Annotated in this window: 15 protein-coding genes and 1 tRNA gene; 8 read left to right on the top strand and 8 right to left on the bottom strand. The window is 67.1% G+C overall.

Annotated elements, in window-relative coordinates; translation table 11 throughout:
• Nucleotides 1-13: 13 nt before the first annotated feature.
• From GGQ89_RS10630 to GGQ89_RS10615, 4 genes are all read right to left on the bottom strand, one after another.
• Nucleotides 14-1,381: a carbohydrate porin gene (locus GGQ89_RS10630; RefSeq protein ID WP_244955778.1), complete on the bottom strand. Its 1,368-nt coding sequence runs from the start codon at nucleotides 1,379-1,381 to the stop codon at nucleotides 14-16.
• Nucleotides 1,382-1,614: 233 nt separating this feature from the next.
• Nucleotides 1,615-2,076 carry a peptide-methionine (R)-S-oxide reductase MsrB gene (gene msrB / locus GGQ89_RS10625; protein ID WP_184105756.1) on the bottom strand — a complete coding sequence of 154 codons (462 nt, stop codon included), beginning with the start codon at nucleotides 2,074-2,076 and terminating at the stop codon, nucleotides 1,615-1,617.
• A 22-nt stretch (nucleotides 2,077-2,098) separates the two neighbouring features.
• Nucleotides 2,099-2,767: a DsbA family oxidoreductase gene (locus tag GGQ89_RS10620; RefSeq protein WP_184105755.1), complete on the bottom strand. Its 669-nt coding sequence runs from the start codon at nucleotides 2,765-2,767 to the stop codon at nucleotides 2,099-2,101.
• 79 nt (nucleotides 2,768-2,846) lie between these two features.
• Nucleotides 2,847-3,050: a hypothetical protein gene (locus GGQ89_RS10615; RefSeq protein ID WP_056438767.1), complete on the bottom strand. Its 204-nt coding sequence runs from the start codon at nucleotides 3,048-3,050 to the stop codon at nucleotides 2,847-2,849.
• Nucleotides 3,051-3,271: 221 nt separating this feature from the next.
• Here GGQ89_RS10615 and GGQ89_RS10610 point away from each other — a divergent pair, with 221 nt between their 5' ends.
• Nucleotides 3,272-4,021, top strand: coding sequence for an SDR family NAD(P)-dependent oxidoreductase (locus GGQ89_RS10610; RefSeq protein ID WP_184105754.1), 750 nt, complete (start codon nucleotides 3,272-3,274; stop codon nucleotides 4,019-4,021).
• Here GGQ89_RS10610 and GGQ89_RS10605 read toward each other — a convergent pair whose 3' ends face one another.
• The gene (locus GGQ89_RS10605; protein ID WP_184105816.1) at nucleotides 4,022-4,504 is read right to left on the bottom strand and encodes a GNAT family N-acetyltransferase; all 483 of its coding nucleotides are present in this window, start codon (nucleotides 4,502-4,504) and stop codon (nucleotides 4,022-4,024) included.
• Nucleotides 4,505-4,608: 104 nt separating this feature from the next.
• Between GGQ89_RS10605 and GGQ89_RS10600 the strand changes: the two genes are divergently transcribed.
• Nucleotides 4,609-5,022, top strand: coding sequence for a VOC family protein (locus tag GGQ89_RS10600; protein ID WP_184105753.1), 414 nt, complete (start codon nucleotides 4,609-4,611; stop codon nucleotides 5,020-5,022).
• 97 nt (nucleotides 5,023-5,119) lie between these two features.
• On the opposite strand, the gene GGQ89_RS10595 is transcribed toward GGQ89_RS10600, so the two are convergent.
• Nucleotides 5,120-5,194, bottom strand: a tRNA-Gly gene (locus GGQ89_RS10595).
• Between the two features lie 131 nt (nucleotides 5,195-5,325).
• Between GGQ89_RS10595 and GGQ89_RS10590 the strand changes: the two genes are divergently transcribed.
• From GGQ89_RS10590 to clpS, 4 genes are all read left to right on the top strand, one after another.
• On the top strand, nucleotides 5,326-6,087 hold the full coding sequence (locus tag GGQ89_RS10590) for an ImuA family protein (protein ID WP_184105752.1): 762 nt from the start codon (nucleotides 5,326-5,328) through the stop codon (nucleotides 6,085-6,087).
• A complete protein-coding gene (locus GGQ89_RS10585; RefSeq protein ID WP_338112305.1) occupies nucleotides 5,978-7,531 on the top strand; it encodes a Y-family DNA polymerase in 1,554 nt (517 codons plus the stop codon). The genes GGQ89_RS10590 and GGQ89_RS10585 overlap by 110 nt, the downstream gene beginning before the upstream one ends.
• A gap of 161 nt (nucleotides 7,532-7,692) precedes the next feature.
• The gene (locus GGQ89_RS10580) at nucleotides 7,693-10,986 is read left to right on the top strand and encodes an error-prone DNA polymerase (protein WP_184105751.1); all 3,294 of its coding nucleotides are present in this window, start codon (nucleotides 7,693-7,695) and stop codon (nucleotides 10,984-10,986) included.
• A 396-nt stretch (nucleotides 10,987-11,382) separates the two neighbouring features.
• Nucleotides 11,383-11,739, top strand: a complete 357-nt coding sequence (clpS, locus tag GGQ89_RS10575) for an ATP-dependent Clp protease adapter ClpS (RefSeq protein ID WP_056438998.1) — start codon at nucleotides 11,383-11,385, stop codon at nucleotides 11,737-11,739.
• Nucleotides 11,740-11,771: 32 nt separating this feature from the next.
• On the opposite strand, the gene GGQ89_RS10570 is transcribed toward clpS, so the two are convergent.
• Entirely contained in the window at nucleotides 11,772-12,719 is a 948-nt protein-coding gene (locus GGQ89_RS10570) for an NAD(P)/FAD-dependent oxidoreductase (protein ID WP_240456422.1), read from the bottom strand.
• A 334-nt stretch (nucleotides 12,720-13,053) separates the two neighbouring features.
• Between GGQ89_RS10570 and katG the strand changes: the two genes are divergently transcribed.
• Both katG and GGQ89_RS10560 read left to right on the top strand, forming a co-directional pair.
• Nucleotides 13,054-15,315, top strand: coding sequence for a catalase/peroxidase HPI (gene katG / locus GGQ89_RS10565; protein WP_184105750.1), 2,262 nt, complete (start codon nucleotides 13,054-13,056; stop codon nucleotides 15,313-15,315).
• A 51-nt stretch (nucleotides 15,316-15,366) separates the two neighbouring features.
• Nucleotides 15,367-15,717 carry a thiol-disulfide oxidoreductase DCC family protein gene (locus GGQ89_RS10560; protein WP_184105749.1) on the top strand — a complete coding sequence of 117 codons (351 nt, stop codon included), beginning with the start codon at nucleotides 15,367-15,369 and terminating at the stop codon, nucleotides 15,715-15,717.
• Nucleotides 15,718-15,748: 31 nt separating this feature from the next.
• Here GGQ89_RS10560 and GGQ89_RS10555 read toward each other — a convergent pair whose 3' ends face one another.
• The gene (locus GGQ89_RS10555) at nucleotides 15,749-16,438 is read right to left on the bottom strand and encodes a Crp/Fnr family transcriptional regulator (RefSeq protein WP_240456421.1); all 690 of its coding nucleotides are present in this window, start codon (nucleotides 16,436-16,438) and stop codon (nucleotides 15,749-15,751) included.
• Nucleotides 16,439-16,536: the final 98 nt, after the last annotated feature.

Genomic DNA, 16,536 nt, shown 5'->3' with positions numbered 1-16,536 from the left:
TGAATCAGGGGCGTTACAGGGTGAAGGCGGCCTTCAGCCCCAATATGGTGACGTCATCCGCCTGCGCATAGCCGCCGGGATGGTGGACGAACTGGACGTTCGGCCGCATCTCCAGCCACTCCGCCGGGTGGATGCTGTAATAGACTTCGGCGGCATATTCGGAGCCCTGCACGGCGGGTCGGGTGGGATCGAGCCGCTGTCCATCCGCGACGCGCCCGTTCACATGGGTCCGCGCCACGCCGAAGCCCAGCACGTCGCCCGGCACCGCGGGGACCAGCCCCTTGTAGAACAGCCCGGCCGCGACCTGATTGTCGGTTACGCTGGTCGCGCGGTCGGCCTGGGTAGCGTTCAGGAAGACGCTGAGGCCGTTTTCCGCCTTGCCGTCCTTGGTCTTGCCGGTCAGCTGCTGCTGGATGTTGACGTACACGCCGTAGCGGCTGCTGCGTTCCAGCGGGGCCAGGCCGGTGATCGCCACGGGTCTGCGGTTCACGTCGAGGAACACGTCCGGCGCATCGGCCGTCGCGATCCAGCCGCCCAGCTTGTACGACCCGATCCGCCCGGCACTGGCATTGCGGATCCAGCCGATTTCGGCGGGGACCAGCACGCCGGTCGCGCCCTTGAAGTGGCCGATGAAGAAATCATTGTCGAGGTTGCGCGGATTGATCTCATAGACCGCGCCCTGGACATACAGGTCGTCGCGCGGTTCGTAGCGCAGCCGCGCGCCCCATTGGCTGACCGGCCAGTTCTGCCAATAGTCGCCGACCAGATTGCCCGGTTGCGCGCCGCAGAAACTCAAGTTCATGAAGTGACAGGAAAAGATCGCGAAATCTTCGCCCGGATTGGTGCGGCCCAGCTTCAGCTCGAACCGCTCGCCGATCCGCTGTTCATACCAGAATTGCGTCAGGCGCAGCGTCTGGCCGCGTCCATAGACCTCCTGCACCTGTTGCAGCGTGCCGAGATTCGCATCGTCGCTCAGGTTACGGCCCCGGCGATAGGTGAGGGTGGCCTGGAACGCCCCGCCCTTCAGCCCCATCACCTTTTCCAGGTCAAACAGCGCGCCCGCGTCGAACTGGCCCGTCTCGCGGAACAGTGTCTTGCGCCCGCCGGTGACGTTGGCGGCGCTTTCCGAGGCGTAACGCGCGGTGACGGTGATGCCGCGCTCGTTCAGGCGGGTGCGGATGTCGTGCCAGTCGCCGATGATCCCCGGCGGCGGCGTGCGCCTCGTGTCGGCGGTGATCGCCGAGGGCGCACTGTCGGAGGGGCGGACCGGGCGGCGGCGGGTCGGCGTGCGCTGCGTATCGCCCGCTGCGGCATCGGGGGTGATGCGCGCGGAGGTGGGGACGGGATCGGTGGTCTGCTGGGGCGCCATCGGTGCCGCCATCAACAGCGGAGCCCAACCCCAGATCATCGTCGCCAACATTGCCCCTGTTTCCCGAACCTTATCGTTGCGAAGGCCAAACGATCGGACGGGCAAAAGGTGCCGTAAACGTCAATGCGGATTCCTCCCCTGAAAGGGGAGGTGGCAGTCCGCAGGACCGACGGAGGGGTGTCCCGGTCGGTGAGGTGCACGAACCTCGCTAGCGGTGACACCCCTCCCCTTGCAGGGGAGGAATTTTAGCCCTGCTCGGCGGCGCGGACCTGGTCGACATAATCGCCATATCCCTGCGCCTCCATATCCCCCAGCGGCACGAAGCGCAGCGAGGCGGAGTTAATGCAATAGCGCAGGCCGCCCCGATCGCGCGGGCCGTCGGGGAAGACATGGCCCAGATGGCTGTCGCCATGTGCCGAGCGGACCTCGGTACGGATCATGCCGTGCGTGGTGTCGCGCAGCTCGTTGACATGGGCGGGCTCGATCGGCCGGGTGAAGCTGGGCCAGCCGCAATGCGAATCGAACTTGTCGGCCGAGGCGAACAGCGGCTCGCCCGAGACGATGTCGACATACAGACCCGGCTCGCGGGTGTGGAGATATTCGCCGGTGCCGGGGCGCTCGGTGCCGCTCTCTTGCGTCACATAATATTGTTCGGGGGTCAGCTTCGCGAGCGCTTCCTCGGTCTTGGCATAACGGGTATCGGCCATAGGGACTGTCCTTTCCGTAAAATCAGGCAGCAGCAGGTTCGGCGGCGATCTGGCGCAGCGCCTGCTCGAAGGATTCGGGCGGCTGTCCGCCCGAAATGAGATAGCGGTTGTCGATCACGATGGCGGGCACCGACTGGATGCCGCGTCCCTGCCACAGCCGCTCCGCCTCGCGCACCTCGGTCGCGTAGCGGTCGGACGACAGGATCGCGGCTGCTTCCCCGACATCCAGACCGGCGCGGCTCACGGCGGCGATCAGCACGTCGTAGCTCGAGATATCCTCGCCACGCGTGAAATAGCTGTCGAACAGCGCGTGCTTCAGCGCCGCCTGCCGCCCCTCCATCTCCGCCCAGTGGAGCAGCCGGTGCGCGTCGAAGCTGTTATAGATGCGCGCATCATCGGCCATCGCCATGGTGAAGCCGACCGAGGCCGCCCGCTCGCGGATATTGGCGCGGTTGGCGGCCGATTGTTCGGGCGTCGCGCCATATTTGCGGCCGATATGCTCGACGATATTCTCGCCCTCGGGCGCCATGGCGGGGTTCAGCTCGAAGGGCTGGAAATGGATATCCGCCTCGACCGTATCGCCCCACTCGTCCTTCAGTCGCTCCAGCGCGATCTCCAGCCCGCGCAGCCCGATAATGCACCAGGGGCAGGAAATGTCGGAGACGAAATCGATACGAAGGCGGCGGGGCATGAGGAGTCCTGGCTGATGCGACCCCAAGGCGGCCGCCCCGCTTATGTGGGAGGGCGATCCGGCCCCCGCAACCGTGACGCTACCAGCGGACCCGGACCCAGCCGTCCACCGCCTCGTCTTCCGGGCAAGGATAGATGGCGCGAACCGTCATGGCGCCATCCGCCTCGGTCGCTGCGCCGGTCAGCGCGGGCCGGAAATCGCACTGTCCGCCCTGTGCACGGGGGAAGGGGCCGCGCGAACGGTCACTGGCGATTCGTCGCGGCTGGCCTGGTCGATAGTCCATGCCTGTCTTCTCCCGGGGCCGATCATGCCGCCATCCAGATATCCCGGCCATCCGGGAAAAGCCCGGTATTTCGGGTGCTTGGATAAGGAGCGGGAACAGAGGCCGGTCTTGCCGCCTTGTGCACCGCGTACGCTTTGCCATGTCCGGCCCCGCCGGATACCAGCAGGTGCCCGGCCCCGCCGGATACCAGCAGGCAAACCGCTTGAGAGGGAGTTGGACGGATGACGAAGACAGTTCTGGTGACGGGGGCGACCGCCGGAATCGGTGCGGGCACCGCGCGTGCCTTTGTCGCGGCCGGATGGCGGGTGATCGGCACGGGCCGCCGCGCGGACCGGCTCCAGGCGCTGGCCGACGAGCTGGGTGCGGCCTTTCGTCCGCTGGCCTTCGACATCACCGACGAGGAAGCGCTCGACGCCGCGCTGGGCGGCCTGCCGCCGGAATTCGCCGAGATCGGCCTGCTCATCAACAATGCGGGCCTCGCGCTCGGCACCAAGCCCGCCCAGGACAGCGATCTGGCCCAGTGGCGCACTATGATAGCGACCAATATCGACGGGCTGATCACCATCACCCATCGGCTGCTGCCCCGGCTGATCGAACGGCGCGGGGCGATCATCAACCTGTCCTCGGTGGCGGCGAACTATCCCTATACCGGCGGCAACGTTTATGGCGGCACCAAGGCGTTCGTGAAGCAATTCTCGCTGAACCTGCGCGCGGACCTGCACGGCAAGGGGGTGCGCGTCACCTCGATCGAGCCGGGCATGGTCGAGACCGAGTTCACCACCATCCGCACCGGCGGCGACCAGGCGGCGTCGGACGCGCTCTATGCGGGTTCCGACCCGATGACGGCGGAGGATATCGCCGCCACTTTGCTCTGGGTCGCCGAACTGCCGCCGCACCTCAACATCAACCGGCTGGAGCTGATGCCGGTCAGCCAGTCCTTTGCGGGCTTCCAGGTCGCGCGGGCCGGATAATCACAGCGGTCGGTGCATCACCAGTGCATCGACCGACCCCAGGCGCGGGTGTCGGAACGCCCCCGGCACCCGCCCGACCGTCGCAAAGCCCAGCGCCGTCCATAGATGCACGGCAGCCTCGTTGCTGGCGACCACGAAGTTGAACTGCATCGCGGCAAAGCCGCGCGCGCGGGCTTCGTCGAAGGAATGCAACGCCATCGCCCGCGCCACCCCGCGCCCGCGCGCGGGGGAGCCGGTCATATAGCCCGCATTGGCGACATGATCCCCGCCGCCCGCCTGATTGGCGCGCAGATAATAGGTGCCGAGGACGGCGCCGTCCTCTTCGAACACGAAGACCGTCTTGTCGCCGCCGAACCAGTAAGCGAGCGCCGCCTCTTCGGTCATCGCGGGATCGAGCGCATAGGTCTCCCCCGCACGGATCACCGGCAGGATGATTGCGGCGATGGCATCGGCGTCGGCGGAGGTGGCGGGGCGAATCGGCATGGGGATCAGATAGCGCGTGGCGTCGATGATGGGCATCCACGGACAATGACTTGATCGGCACGGCGCCTCCTCCGATGCTGGTTCCGCAAATAAGGCGCGAGAGCATGGCCGCAGGCATCACCGGACTGAATCACATCACGCTCGCCGTCGTCGATCTGGAAAGGTCCGTGGCATTTTACCGGGATGTGCTGGGTTGCACGGTCCGTGCGATCTGGGCGGATGGCGCGTATCTGGAGGCGGGATCGTTATGGTTATGCCTGTCTCGCGATGACGAGGCATGCCGTAGGCCACACGCCGATTATAGTCATATCGCCTTCAGCGTATCGGAAGAGGATTACACCACGCTCAGCACACGATTGGTGGCGGGGTATGCCATCTGGAAAGAGGACCGAAGCGAAGGGCGTTCGACCTATTTCCTCGATCCCGACGGCCACAAGCTCGAAATCCATGTGGGAACGATGGAATCACGATTGCGCCATTATCGGCAGCATCCAGAGAAGAATGTGAAAATCTTCTGACGTAACCAGCAATGGTAACAATCCATGCCGTCGTTTATCGTTATGTCATATGAAAACCGTCGCTATGCGACGAAGGCGATCTCATCCGAGAGATCGCTGGAGCGGGCGAAGGGATTCGAACCCTCGACCCCAACCTTGGCAAGGTTGTGCTCTACCCCTGAGCTACGCCCGCTCTGGCGTTCCGAACCGGCTGACCGGCTGGGGTGAGGCGGGCTATTAGATGTGGGTTTCGAATCCGGCAAGCACTTTTTTCAATTTTTTTACGGCTGGCGACTCCGGCCATAGAACATTACAAGAACATATATGGAGGAGCCCTTTGCCCTGATCGACCGTCTGCGCCGTGCCGCCGCTCTGGTGGCGCCGGGCGATGATGGCGGGATGGAGTCGGGACGGGGCTTCGAGGTTCGGCTGGCGGTTGCGCAGCTCCATGAGATCCATGCGCTTTCGGAAGGCGAAGCGGCGAGCGGTGCTGGGCTGGCGCTGGGCTGTGCGTTGACGATGGGGGCGCGGCCGATCCTGTGGCTGCGCACCGAGGCGGCCGAGCGGCAGGGCGGGCGACTCCATGGGCCGGGACTGGTCGCGATGGGACTCGACCCCGCCGATCTGGTCGTGGTCGTGGTCGCCGATGATGCCGCGCTGTTACGCGCCGCCGCCGATGGCGCGCGCTGTCCGGGGCTGGGCACGGTGATCGCAGAAGGCTGGGGGGCGATGCGCGGGCTGGACCTGACCGCGTCGCGGCGGCTGATGCTGGCGGCCGAAGCTTCGGGCGTGTTGATGCTGGTGCTGCGCGTCGGGGGGCAGGTCGTGCCCAGCGCGGCGGCGACCCGCTGGTCGGTCGCGTCGGCCCCCTCGCGGGCGCTGGCGGCGGAGGCGCCGGGGGCACCGGCCTATGATCTGGAATTGCTGCGCCGAAGGGGAGGGCCCGCGGGCGCCCGGTGGCGCGTGGAGTGGAACCGTGACACGCAAAGCTTCGACCCCGCGCCGCTATCTGGCGCTCGTCTTCCCCTGGTTGCCGATCGAGCGGTTGCGGGCCCGGCGCCCGCACCTGTTCGTGGCGCGGGATGAGGCGCCGATCGCCTTTGCCGAATCGGTCGGCGGCGCGATTCGCCTGGCGGCGCTCAACGCCCAGGCGGCAGCGGCGGGGCTGTCGGTCGGGCTGACGCTGGCCGATGCGCGTGCGCGGGTGCCCGAGGTCGAGATTTTTCCGCACGACCCCGCCGCCGATGCCGACTGGCTGGAGCGGGTGGCCGAGGGGGCGCGGCGCTACAGCCCGGCGGTGGCGCTCGATCCGCCGCAAGGGCTGGTGCTCGATTCGGGCGGGGCGGATCATCTGTTCGGCGGCGAGCGGGGCCTTGCCGAGGATATCGAGACGCGGATGGCGCGGCGGGGACTGACCGTGCGGCTGGCCTATGGCGATACGCCCGAGGCGGCACGCGCGCTGGCGCGGCATGCAGGCGCTCCGGCGCCCGACGAGATGGGGGCGATCCGTCGCCTGCCCGTCGCGGCGCTGGAACTGGACGAGGATGCCGGCGCGGCGCTGATCGCGGCGGGGCTGAAGTCGGTCGGCGACGTGCTGGCGCGACCGATGGCGACGATCGCGGCCCGCTTCGGGCGGGAGGCGGCGACGGCGCTGCGGCGGTTGACCGGCGAGGAGGACAGCCCGCTGACCCCGCGCGTCGTGGCCGCGCCGGTCGGGGTGGAGCGGCGCTTTGCCGAGCCGGTGGCGCGGACCGAGCATATGCTGGGCGTGCTGGAGGAACTGACGGGAGAGGCGGCGCGCGTGCTGGAGGAGCGGCACGAGGGCGGGCGACGCTGGGACGCGCGGCTGTTCCGTTCGGATGGCGAGGTGCAGCATCTGCGGGTCGAGACGGGGCAGCCGACCCGCGATCCGGCCGTGCTGCTGCGGTTGTTCCGCGAGCGGATCGAGGCGCTGGCCGATCCGCTCGACCCCGGTTTTGGATATGACCTGATGCGGCTGGATGTCGGGCTGGCCGAGAAGCTGGACGCGGTGCAGCTTCGGCTGGAGGGCGGCGAGGCCAAGTCGGAGGCGGTGGCGGCGCTGATCGACCGGCTGGGCACGCGGCTGGGGCGCGAGCGGGTGCGGCGGATCCATCCCCGCGACAGCCATATGCCCGAACAGGCCGAATTGCTGCTGCCCGCAACCGATCCCGCGCCCAAGACCGAATGGACCCAGCCAGAGCCGGGCGAGCCGCCCTTGCGGCCGATTCACCTGTTCGACCCGCCCCAGCCGATCGAATCGCTCGCCGCCGAGACGCCCGATGGCCCACCGGCGCGGTTTCGCTGGCGGCGCAAGATGCACGACGTGGCGCGCGCGGAAGGGCCGGAGCGGATCGCGGGCGAATGGTGGCGCCGCGCCGACATGGCGCCGCCGACACGGGACTATTACCGGGTCGAGGATGTGCGCGGGCGGCGCTTCTGGATCTTCCGCCATGGGCTCTACACCGAAACCGAGAGGCCGCGCTGGTATGTGCATGGGCTGTTCGCGTGAGGGGACGGGCCGATATTTCTCCCCTGCAAGGGGAGGGGGACCATGCGCAGCATGGTGGAGGGGTGTCACCGGTTGCGAGGGCATCCATCCTCTCCGATGGTGACACCCCTCCGTCAGTCCTTCGGACTGCCACCTCCCCTTGCAGGGGAGGAAAAGGGTAAATGCCCGACTTCGCCGAACTGGTCGCGGCGACGCATTATTCCTTCCTCGACGGCGCAAGCCCGGCGGAGGCGATGGTTCAGCAGGCGATTTTGCTGGGGCTGGACGGAATCGGCATTGCCGACCGCAACACGGTGGCGGGGGTGGTGCGGGCCTACCGGGCGCTGCGGGAAATCCGCGAGACGCTCGGTGACCGGATGCCGCCTTTCGAACTGGTCGTCGGCGCGCGCCTCTGCTTTGCCGATGGCACACCGGATATCGTCGCCTATCCGATCGACCGGACGGCCTGGGGGCGGCTGACCCGGTTGCTGACGACGGGCAATAAGCGGGCGCGCAAGGGCGGCTGTATCCTGGGACTGGGCGACCTGATCCGCCATGCCGAGGATCTGCTGTTGATCGTGCTCCCCAAGTCGAGTGCGCGGCCCTGCGAGCCGATGACGGACGCGATGCTGCCCCCCAGGCGCGCGGACCCGGGGCTGGCGCCGACGCTCGACCGGCTGGCGGCGGCGGCGCCGGGGCGGGTGTGGCTGGGCGTGACCATGCCGCGATCGGGGGCGGACCGGCGGCGGCTGATGGCGCATGCCGCGCTGGCCGAGACGCGGGGGGTGCCCCTGCTCGCCACCACCGATGCACTGTCCGCTTCGCCTGCGGACCGTCCGGTACAGGATATACTGACCTGCATCCGCGAAGGGCTGACCGTCCGCACCGGGGGGCGGCGGCTGGCGGCCAATGCGGAGCGGCATCTGAAACCCGGTGTCGAGATGGCGCGCCTGTTCGCCGACCGGCCGGAAGCGGTGGCGGAGAGCATGGCGATCCTGGAACGGATCGCCTTCCGTCTGAATCATATCTCCTACCAATATCCCGACGAGCCAATCCCGCAGGGCTGGGACGCACAGGACTGGCTGGAGGAACTGGTCCGGCGCGAAGCCGCGAAGCGCTATCCGGGGGGCGTTCCGGTCAAGCTGCGCGCCTTGCTGGACGAGGAACTCGGGCTGATCCGCCGGTGCGGATATGCACATTATTTCCTGACCGTGCATGACGTCGTCCGCTTCGCGCGGACGGTGGAGCCGCCCATTCTTTGCCAGGGGCGCGGATCGGCGGCCAATTCGGCGGTCTGCTGGGTCCTGGGCGTCACCTCGGTCGATCCGGTGCGATATGACCTGCTCTTCTCGCGCTTCGTATCGGAGGAACGCCGCGAGCCGCCCGATATCGACATCGATTTCGAGCATGAGCGGCGCGAGGAGGTGATCCAGTATATCTATGACCGCTATGGCCGCCACCGCGCCGCCATCGCCGCCACCGTCATCCATTACCGCCCGCGCAGCACGGTGCGCGAGGTCGGTCGCGCGCTGGGGCTGAGCGAGGATGTGACGCAAAGGCTGACCAGCACCGTCTGGGGCAGCTTTTCCAAACAGTTCGAGGAGAAGCGATTCCACGAAACCGGTTTCTCCCCCGACAATCCCGAGATCGCCCGCCTGCGCACCCTGGTCGACCGGCTGCTGGGCGCGCCGCGTCATTTGTCGCAGCATGTCGGCGGCTTCGTGCTGACTCAGGGGCGGCTCGACGAGACGGTGCCGATCCACAACGGCGCGATGGAGGGGCGGACCTTCATCGAATGGGACAAGGACGATATCGACGAGCTGAAGATCATGAAGGTCGACATATTGGCGCTGGGCATGCTGGCCTGCATCCGCAAGGCGTTCGACCTGATGGAGGCGAACGGCCTGGCCCGTCCCGACCTCGACACGCTGGCGCAGGATGAGGACCCGGCCGTCTACAAGATGCTGCAACAAGGCGACAGCATCGGCGTGTTCCAGGTGGAGAGCCGCGCGCAGATCAACATGCTGCCCCGGCTGAAGCCTCGCGAATTCTACGATCTGGTCGTGCAGGTCGCGATCGTCCGGCCGGGGCCGATCGAGGGCGACATGGTCCATCCCTATCTGCGGCGGCGGGCTCAAAAGGAGGCGGTGACCTATCCCTCGCCGCATCCCGATCATGGTCCGGCGGACGAACTGCGCACCCTGCTCGGCAAGACGTACGGCGTGCCGCTGTTTCAGGAACAGGCGATGAAACTGGCCATCACCGCCGCCAAATTCACCCCCGACGAGGCCAATCAGCTTCGCCGCGCCATGGCGACCTTCCGCAAGGTCGGGGGAATGGACGGGTTCCAGCAAAAGATGATCGGCGGCATGGTCGCGCGCGGTTACGAGCCCGAATTCGCCGAGCGGTGCTTCAAGCAGATCGAAGGGTTCGGCTCCTATGGCTTTCCCGAAAGCCATGCGCTGTCCTTCGCCCGGCTGGTCTATGTCTCGGCATGGCTGAAATGCCATCAGCCCGCGATCTTCACCTGTGCGCTTTTGAACGCCCAGCCCATGGGCTTCTACGCGCCCGCGCAGCTCGTCCGCGACGCGCGCGAGAATGGCGGGGTCGAGGTGCGACCGGTCGATGTGAATTTCAGCGGCTGGGACAATCGGCTGGAGCGGCGGGAGGACGGAGCCTTCGCACTGCGGCTGGGCTTTCGGCAGGTCGATGCCTTTCGCGAGGTGTGGGGCAAGGGAATTGCGGATCACGCCCCCTATGAGACCATCGAGTCGGTCGCGATCCGGGCGCAGCTGCCGCGCCGTGCGCTCGACCTGCTGGCGCAGGCCGACGCCTATCGCTCGTTGAGCCGCGGACGGCGCGAGGGGCAGTGGGAGGCGCGGCGGATGAAGTCGGCGCAATTGCCGCTGTTCGCCGCGATGGAGGCCCCCGAAATGGCCGCCGAACCCGATGTCTCGCTGCCGCCCATGCCGCTGTCCGAACAGGTCAGCGCCGATTACCGCGCAACGCGGCTGTCGCTGAAAGGCCATCCCATGGCGTTCCTGCGCCGCGAGCTGGCGGGCGAGGGCATCCTGTCCGCCGCCGATCTGGGCCATCTGGCCGATGGGCGGCGGGCCAAGGTGGCGGGGGTGGTGTTGGTCCGCCAGCGACCGGGCAAGGGCAATGCGATCTTCGTCACGATCGAGGACGAGACGGGCATCGTCAACGCGTTGATGTGGGCGCGCGATTTCGAGGCGAACCGGCGCGCGGTGATGGCCTCGCGGCTGATGCTGATCCATGGTGTCGTCCAGCGCAGCGAGGAGGGCGTGATCCACCTGATGACCGCAGGGGTCGAGGATCGCAGCGCGATGCTGACCCGGCTGGAGGACGTGCCCGCCGCCGCCACCCGCTCGCACGATCCGCGTGGAGCTCCGGCGCAACGCGGGGTCCATCCCCGCGATGTCCGCCTGTTGCCCCGCTCGCGCGACTTTCATTAGGTGCGATCGCGGTTCGGCTTGTTTTGCATCGCCTCTCCCCTGGACAGGGGAGAGGGTTAGCGGAGCTTGCCAGCGTGCTGGCTAGCGCAGCTTGGGTGAGGGGTTGAGCGAGTCTCCGGCTCGCGCGCGCGTTCCGCGCGCTCACCCCTCACCCAGCTCCGACTAAGTCTTTGCTTCCGCAAAGACCAAGTCTGCGCAACCCTCTCCCCTCAAAGAGGGGCGAGGGAAGGGTAGGCTCGCCCTGTTTTGCAAAGAAAGAAGGATGTGGGACATTCCCACCCAAAAGTGCCGATTTATACGATCGACGCTGTCCCCAAGGGCTTGTGCCTACCCCCCGCCATGCCATATTTTACCGTCATGGCCCAGAACAGCGACACTCTCACCCATCCTCTGGGAATGGCCGGCAATGGTCCCGGACAAGGGCCCGATCATGGCCCCGATCACGGCGATGACGAGGGCACCGGCCTGGGCGTCGCGACGCGGACCCGGACGCGCACCAAGCAGCCGACACCGTACCGCGTGCTGATGCTGAACGACGACTATACGCCGATGGAATTCGTCGTGCTGTGCCTGCAGCGTTTCTTCCGCATGAGCATGGACGATGCGACCCGCGTCATGCTGCACGTCCATCAGCGCGGCGTGGGGGTGTGCGGCGTATTCTCCTATGAGGTCGCCGAGACCAAGGTGGCGCAGGTGATCGACTTCGCCCGTGCTAACCAGCATCCGCTTCAGTGCACGCTGGAGAAGGCGTAACTCCTGTTCATTCCTCTCCGGCACGGGGAGGACTACGCCATTACCAGATCCGCCGCCTGCCGCCCGGAGAGCCAGGCGCTCTCCACCCGTGGCGCGATCATCCAGTCGCCACAGGCCGCCAGCCCCGTATCGGCCTGGTGATAGGCCCCGACACCGGCCTTGCCCGACCGCGCGTAACGCCAACGATGCGCGGTGGCATGGACCGGCACGGGCAGGGTGCCCACCCGTTCTTCCAGGGCGCGTAGCAGCGAGGCGGTGACGGAGGTGCGGTCGCTTTCGACATGGCGCCGCGACCAGTCGGCCGTGGCATGGATCGTCCAGGCCTCACCGCCCTTGCGGCCCGGCTTGGCGCTGTTGCGTGCGGCCCAGTCGATGGGATCGGCGGCGGACAGGATATCCGGTGCCGAGAAGCCGGCGTCGAACCCCAGCAGCACGGTCCAGCATGGATCGGACGGATGCGCGCGGGCCAGTTCGACCAGCGCCGGGTCGATCGGTGCGGCGAGTCCCGCCGTCTGCTCGGCGGGTAGCGCCAGGACCGCCACATCGAACGGCCCCTCGGCCATCTCGTCATGGTCCAGCCGCCATCCGTCCGCATCGCGGCGCAACGCGCGGATATGCGTCGACCAGCGAACGTCGAGCGCCGCCGCCATATGCGTGACGAGCGCATTCATCCCCGGCACCCCGACCCAGGCATCATCGCCCATGGCGGGCCATGGCGCGGCGACACCCTGCCGCTCCCAGTCCCGGACTTGCGCGACGAAGGCCGGGTCGCGCGCGGTCAGATATTGCGCGCCATAATCGAAGGCGAAGCAGGCACCTTGCGCCGTCACGACCTTGCTCGCCATGCGGCCGCCGGGGCCGCGCCCCTTGTCGAACAGCGTGACCCGCCATCCCGCCTCGGTCAGGCGTGAGGCGCAGGCCAGACCCGCTATCCCCGCGCCGACGATCGCCGCCGATCCGGCCATATCCCGTTCCTTCATGATTCGCCGCATCGCGTGCAATCCGACGATACGCCTCGGGTTGAGGATCGATCCGTCTCATCGGTGAACCGCCCCCCGATTCCGTCAAGTATCCGGGTTGATCCATGCTAAAATTTTTGGGTGTGGGGTGATCGGTCAAGGATCGACCGGGAATGCCCGACGTTGTGGGGCATGACGAGCGGCGGTTCCTTCCGCTCAGGGGAAGACCTCAGGCCGTCTATGTCCATGACAGACGCGACATGATCCCGCCCCATGGGCGTGCCGGTAAGCCTGTGGCTTGCCAAGTCTTTGCGCGCCCAGCCTTTTTACCAGATGAACCCGGAGAGCTTGCGGCATGGAAGACTATAAGACGGTACTCGAAGGCAAGTGCCCCTTTGGCGGCGACCGGATCGGGGGTGCCTTCACCACGCCGCCGACTCTGGCCGAATGGTATCCCAACCGGCTACGCGTCGAGCAGCTGCACCGCCACGGCCCCCGTGCCAATCCGCTGGGGGAGGATTTCGACTATCGCGCCGCCTTCGCCAAGATCGACCTCGATACGCTGAAGGCCGAGATCAAGCGCTTCCTGACCAGCTCGGTCGCGTGGTGGCCGTCCGACTATGGCAATTACGGGCCGCAGATGATCCGCATGTCATGGCACTCGGCGGGCAGCTATCGCATCGCCGACGGGCGCGGCGGTGCTGGCGAGGCGATGCAGCGTTTCGCGCCGATCAACAGCTGGTGGGACAATGGCAATGTCGACAAGTCGCGTCGCCTGCTCTGGCCGATCAAGCAGAAATATGGCGCGGCGCTGTCTTGGGCCGACCTGATCGTCCTGACCGGCAATTGCTCGCTCGAGATCATGGGGCTGCCGACCTATGGTTTCGGCGGCGGGCGCGAGGATGCGTGGGAGGCCGATGACGCGACCTATTGGGGTCCCGAGGTCTTCGACATGACCCAGGTCGACTCGTTCGACGAGATGGTCAACCGCGACAAGCGCTGGCGCGGGCAGAATGGCGATGCCGATTACGATCTGGAGCAGCCGCTGGCCGCCTCGCACCAGTCGCTCATCTATGTGAACCCCGAAGGCCCCTACGCCAGCGGCGATCCGATGGCCTCGGCCCGCGACATCCGCATCACCTTCACCCGCATGGCGATGAACGACGAGGAGACGGTGGCGCTGATCGCGGGCGGCCACGCCTTCGGCAAGAGCCATGGCATGGTGAAGGCCGACCGCATCGGCGCGCCGCCCGAAATCGCCGCGATCGAGGAGATGGGGCTGGGCTGGCACAACCCCGAGGGCACCGGCAATGCCGAATTCACCATGACCAACGGCATCGAGGGCAGCTGGACCCAGAACCCGACCCAGTGGGACAACAGCTATCTCGAAAACCTGCTGGGCCTGGAATGGGAACAGACGCGCAGCCCGGCGGGTGCGCTGCAATGGACGCCGGTCAGCGGTGACGCGCCGCGCACCCCCGACGCGCATATCGAGGGCAAGAGCCATGCCCTGATGATGATGACCAGCGACATCGCGCTGAAGGTCGATCCGGTCTATCGCCCCATCTGCGAGCGGTTCCTGACCGACTTCGACTATTTCACCGAGCAGTTTTCGAAGGCGTGGTACAAGCTGACGCACCGCGACATGGGGCCGCGCGAGCGTTATGTCGGGCCAGAGGTGACGATCGAGCCGGACCTGCTGTGGCAGGACCCGATCCCCGAGCGCGATTACGAACTGGTCGACGCCGCCGACATCGGGGCGTTGAAGCAGTGGATCCTCGACAGCGGCCTCTCGGTGTCGGACCTGGCCTTCACCGCCTTTTCCGCCGCCGTCACCTATCGTGACAGCGACAAGCGCGGCGGCGCCAACGGTGCGCGTCTGGCACTTGCTCCGCAAAAGGACTGGGCGGTCAATCGCCGCACCGTGCCCGTCATCGCGCGCTTGCGCGAGATCATGGGCGCGTTCAACGACGGGGCGACCGGCGGCAAGCGCGTGTCGCTGGCCGATCTGATCGTGCTGGGCGGCACAGCGGCGGTCGAGAAGGCGGCGGCGGATGCGGGCGTCGCGCTGGAGGTGCCCTTCACCGCCGGGCGGCGCGACACGACCGACGAACTGACCGATGCCGACAGCTTCGAATGGCTGAAGCCGGTGGTCGATGGTTTCCGCAACTATGTCGACGATCACTTCACCGAGGTGACGGCGGGCCGCGTCGCCCCCGAGGAACTGTTCCTCGACAAGGCGGCGCTGCTGAAGCTCAGCGCGCCCGAATGGGTGGTGCTGACCGGCGGCCTACGCGCGCTGGGGGCGAATTGGGACGAGAGCGAGGCGGGCCTGTTCACCGACCGGGTGGGCGTGCTGAGCAACGACTTCTTCCGCGTGCTGACCAGCATGGACTATGTCTGGACCAAGCAGGACGAGGCGGGCTTGCGCTTTACCCTGGACGACCGGGATAGTGGTGAGACGCGCTACACTGCCACGCGTAACGACCTGGTCTTCGGGGCCAATTCGCAGTTGCGCAACATCGCGGAATTCTACGCTGCCGAGGACGGCCATCCCCGCATGGTCCGCGACTTCGTGAAGGTCTGGAACAAGGTGATGACCGCCGATCTTTTCTGATGGTGGAGGCGGCCCGGTCGTGATCGGGCCGCCCTTGTCGGAGGGAAGGGCATGACGACCGTCACCGTCTGGTATGATGCCGCCTGTCCGCTGTGTCGCCGCGAGATCGCGGTGATGCGGCGGCTGGACCGACGTCGCCGGATCGAATTCGTCGCGATCGGCGGGGAGGAGCCTGACCAGTGCCCGATCGACCGCGACACGCTGCTCGCGCGCTTTCACGCGCGGGAGGATGGCCGGATGCTGTCGGGCGCGGCGGCCTTTGCCGCGATGTGGCGGGCGATCCCGCTCCTCCGGCCGCTGGGTCTGGCGGCACGCTCTCCCTGGATGCTGGCGTTGCTGGAGCGCGGCTATCGACGCTTCCTGAAGATTCGACCGCGCCTGCAACGTTGGGCGGGACCCTGACCATTCCTCCCCTTTTCGGGGAAGGAATGCCTCAATGCCCCGGTGGCAGCCAGCTGAGGTCCAGCCCCTCGAACCGGTCGATATAGCCCGCTTCGCGCACCAGCCGCGCTTCGTCGAGCAGGTGGACACGCCCGCCCTCGCGCTTGATCAGCCCATCGTCCTCCAGCTGGCGCAGCATCCGGTTGACGTGGACGGCGGTCAGCCCGATCGCGTCGCCCATCTCCTCCTGCGTCAGGCCGGGGGCGAAGGATGCGGCCACCTCTATGCCCGCCTGGCGCATCTGGCCGCGCAGCGACAGCAACAGCGTCGCCACCCGCACCCGCGCCGAGGTACGGCCGAGACCTGCCAGCCGGTCGGTGGTGATGACCCGCTCGATCTGGTTGAGCACCAGGATCAGGCTGAACAGGCGGGGATGCCGGGTCGCCAGTCCCGCGATCTGGCCCCGGTCGAAGGGACAGACGACCGCATTGGACACCGCCACCACCGTATCGGGCGAACGGCCATAGACCAGCGCCGACAGCGCGAAGAGATCGCCGGGAAACAGGAAGCGCACCACCTGGCGGCTGCCATCGTCGAGCAGCACATAGCACATCAACATGCCCTGCTGCACGACGAACAGCTCGTCGCTGCGCGCCTGTTCCTCCATCAACACCGCACCGCGCCGGATCGTCTTTGGTCGATCCTCCAGCCGTGCCAAGGCCTCTCGTTCGGCCGGGGTCAACGAAACCCATTTGTTCAGGCGATCAGCTAGCCCGCAATTTGACACTGACACCTCATCCCCGGAGCGGACGAACGCCTTAGCCATCAAGGGTGCGACCA

The organism is Sphingomonas yabuuchiae, from assembly GCF_014199595.1.
In the GTDB taxonomy this organism is placed as follows: Bacteria; Pseudomonadota; Alphaproteobacteria; order Sphingomonadales; family Sphingomonadaceae; genus Sphingomonas; species Sphingomonas yabuuchiae.
This window is presented reverse-complemented; position numbering and strand designations above follow the sequence as displayed.

Bases quoted from the DNA above. Each gene is read 5' to 3' on its own strand.
- GGQ89_RS10630 (WP_244955778.1), bottom strand. From the start codon at position 1,381: ATGGCGGCACCGATGGCGCCCCAGCAGACCACCGATCCCGTCCCCACC.
- GGQ89_RS10600 (WP_184105753.1), top strand. From the start codon at position 4,609: ATGGCCGCAGGCATCACCGGACTGAATCACATCACGCTCGCCGTCGTC.
- GGQ89_RS10560 (WP_184105749.1), top strand. From the start codon at position 15,367: ATGACGACCGTCACCGTCTGGTATGATGCCGCCTGTCCGCTGTGTCGC.
- GGQ89_RS10620 (WP_184105755.1), bottom strand. From the start codon at position 2,767: ATGCCCCGCCGCCTTCGTATCGATTTCGTCTCCGACATTTCCTGCCCC.
- GGQ89_RS10610 (WP_184105754.1), top strand. From the start codon at position 3,272: ATGACGAAGACAGTTCTGGTGACGGGGGCGACCGCCGGAATCGGTGCG.
- GGQ89_RS10580 (WP_184105751.1), top strand. From the start codon at position 7,693: ATGCCCGACTTCGCCGAACTGGTCGCGGCGACGCATTATTCCTTCCTC.
- GGQ89_RS10570 (WP_240456422.1), bottom strand. From the start codon at position 12,719: ATGAAGGAACGGGATATGGCCGGATCGGCGGCGATCGTCGGCGCGGGG.
- katG (WP_184105750.1), top strand. From the start codon at position 13,054: ATGGAAGACTATAAGACGGTACTCGAAGGCAAGTGCCCCTTTGGCGGC.
- GGQ89_RS10590 (WP_184105752.1), top strand. From the start codon at position 5,326: ATGGAGGAGCCCTTTGCCCTGATCGACCGTCTGCGCCGTGCCGCCGCT.
- GGQ89_RS10605 (WP_184105816.1), bottom strand. From the start codon at position 4,504: ATGCCGATTCGCCCCGCCACCTCCGCCGACGCCGATGCCATCGCCGCA.
- clpS (WP_056438998.1), top strand. From the start codon at position 11,383: ATGGCCGGCAATGGTCCCGGACAAGGGCCCGATCATGGCCCCGATCAC.
- GGQ89_RS10615 (WP_056438767.1), bottom strand. From the start codon at position 3,050: ATGGACTATCGACCAGGCCAGCCGCGACGAATCGCCAGTGACCGTTCG.
- msrB (WP_184105756.1), bottom strand. From the start codon at position 2,076: ATGGCCGATACCCGTTATGCCAAGACCGAGGAAGCGCTCGCGAAGCTG.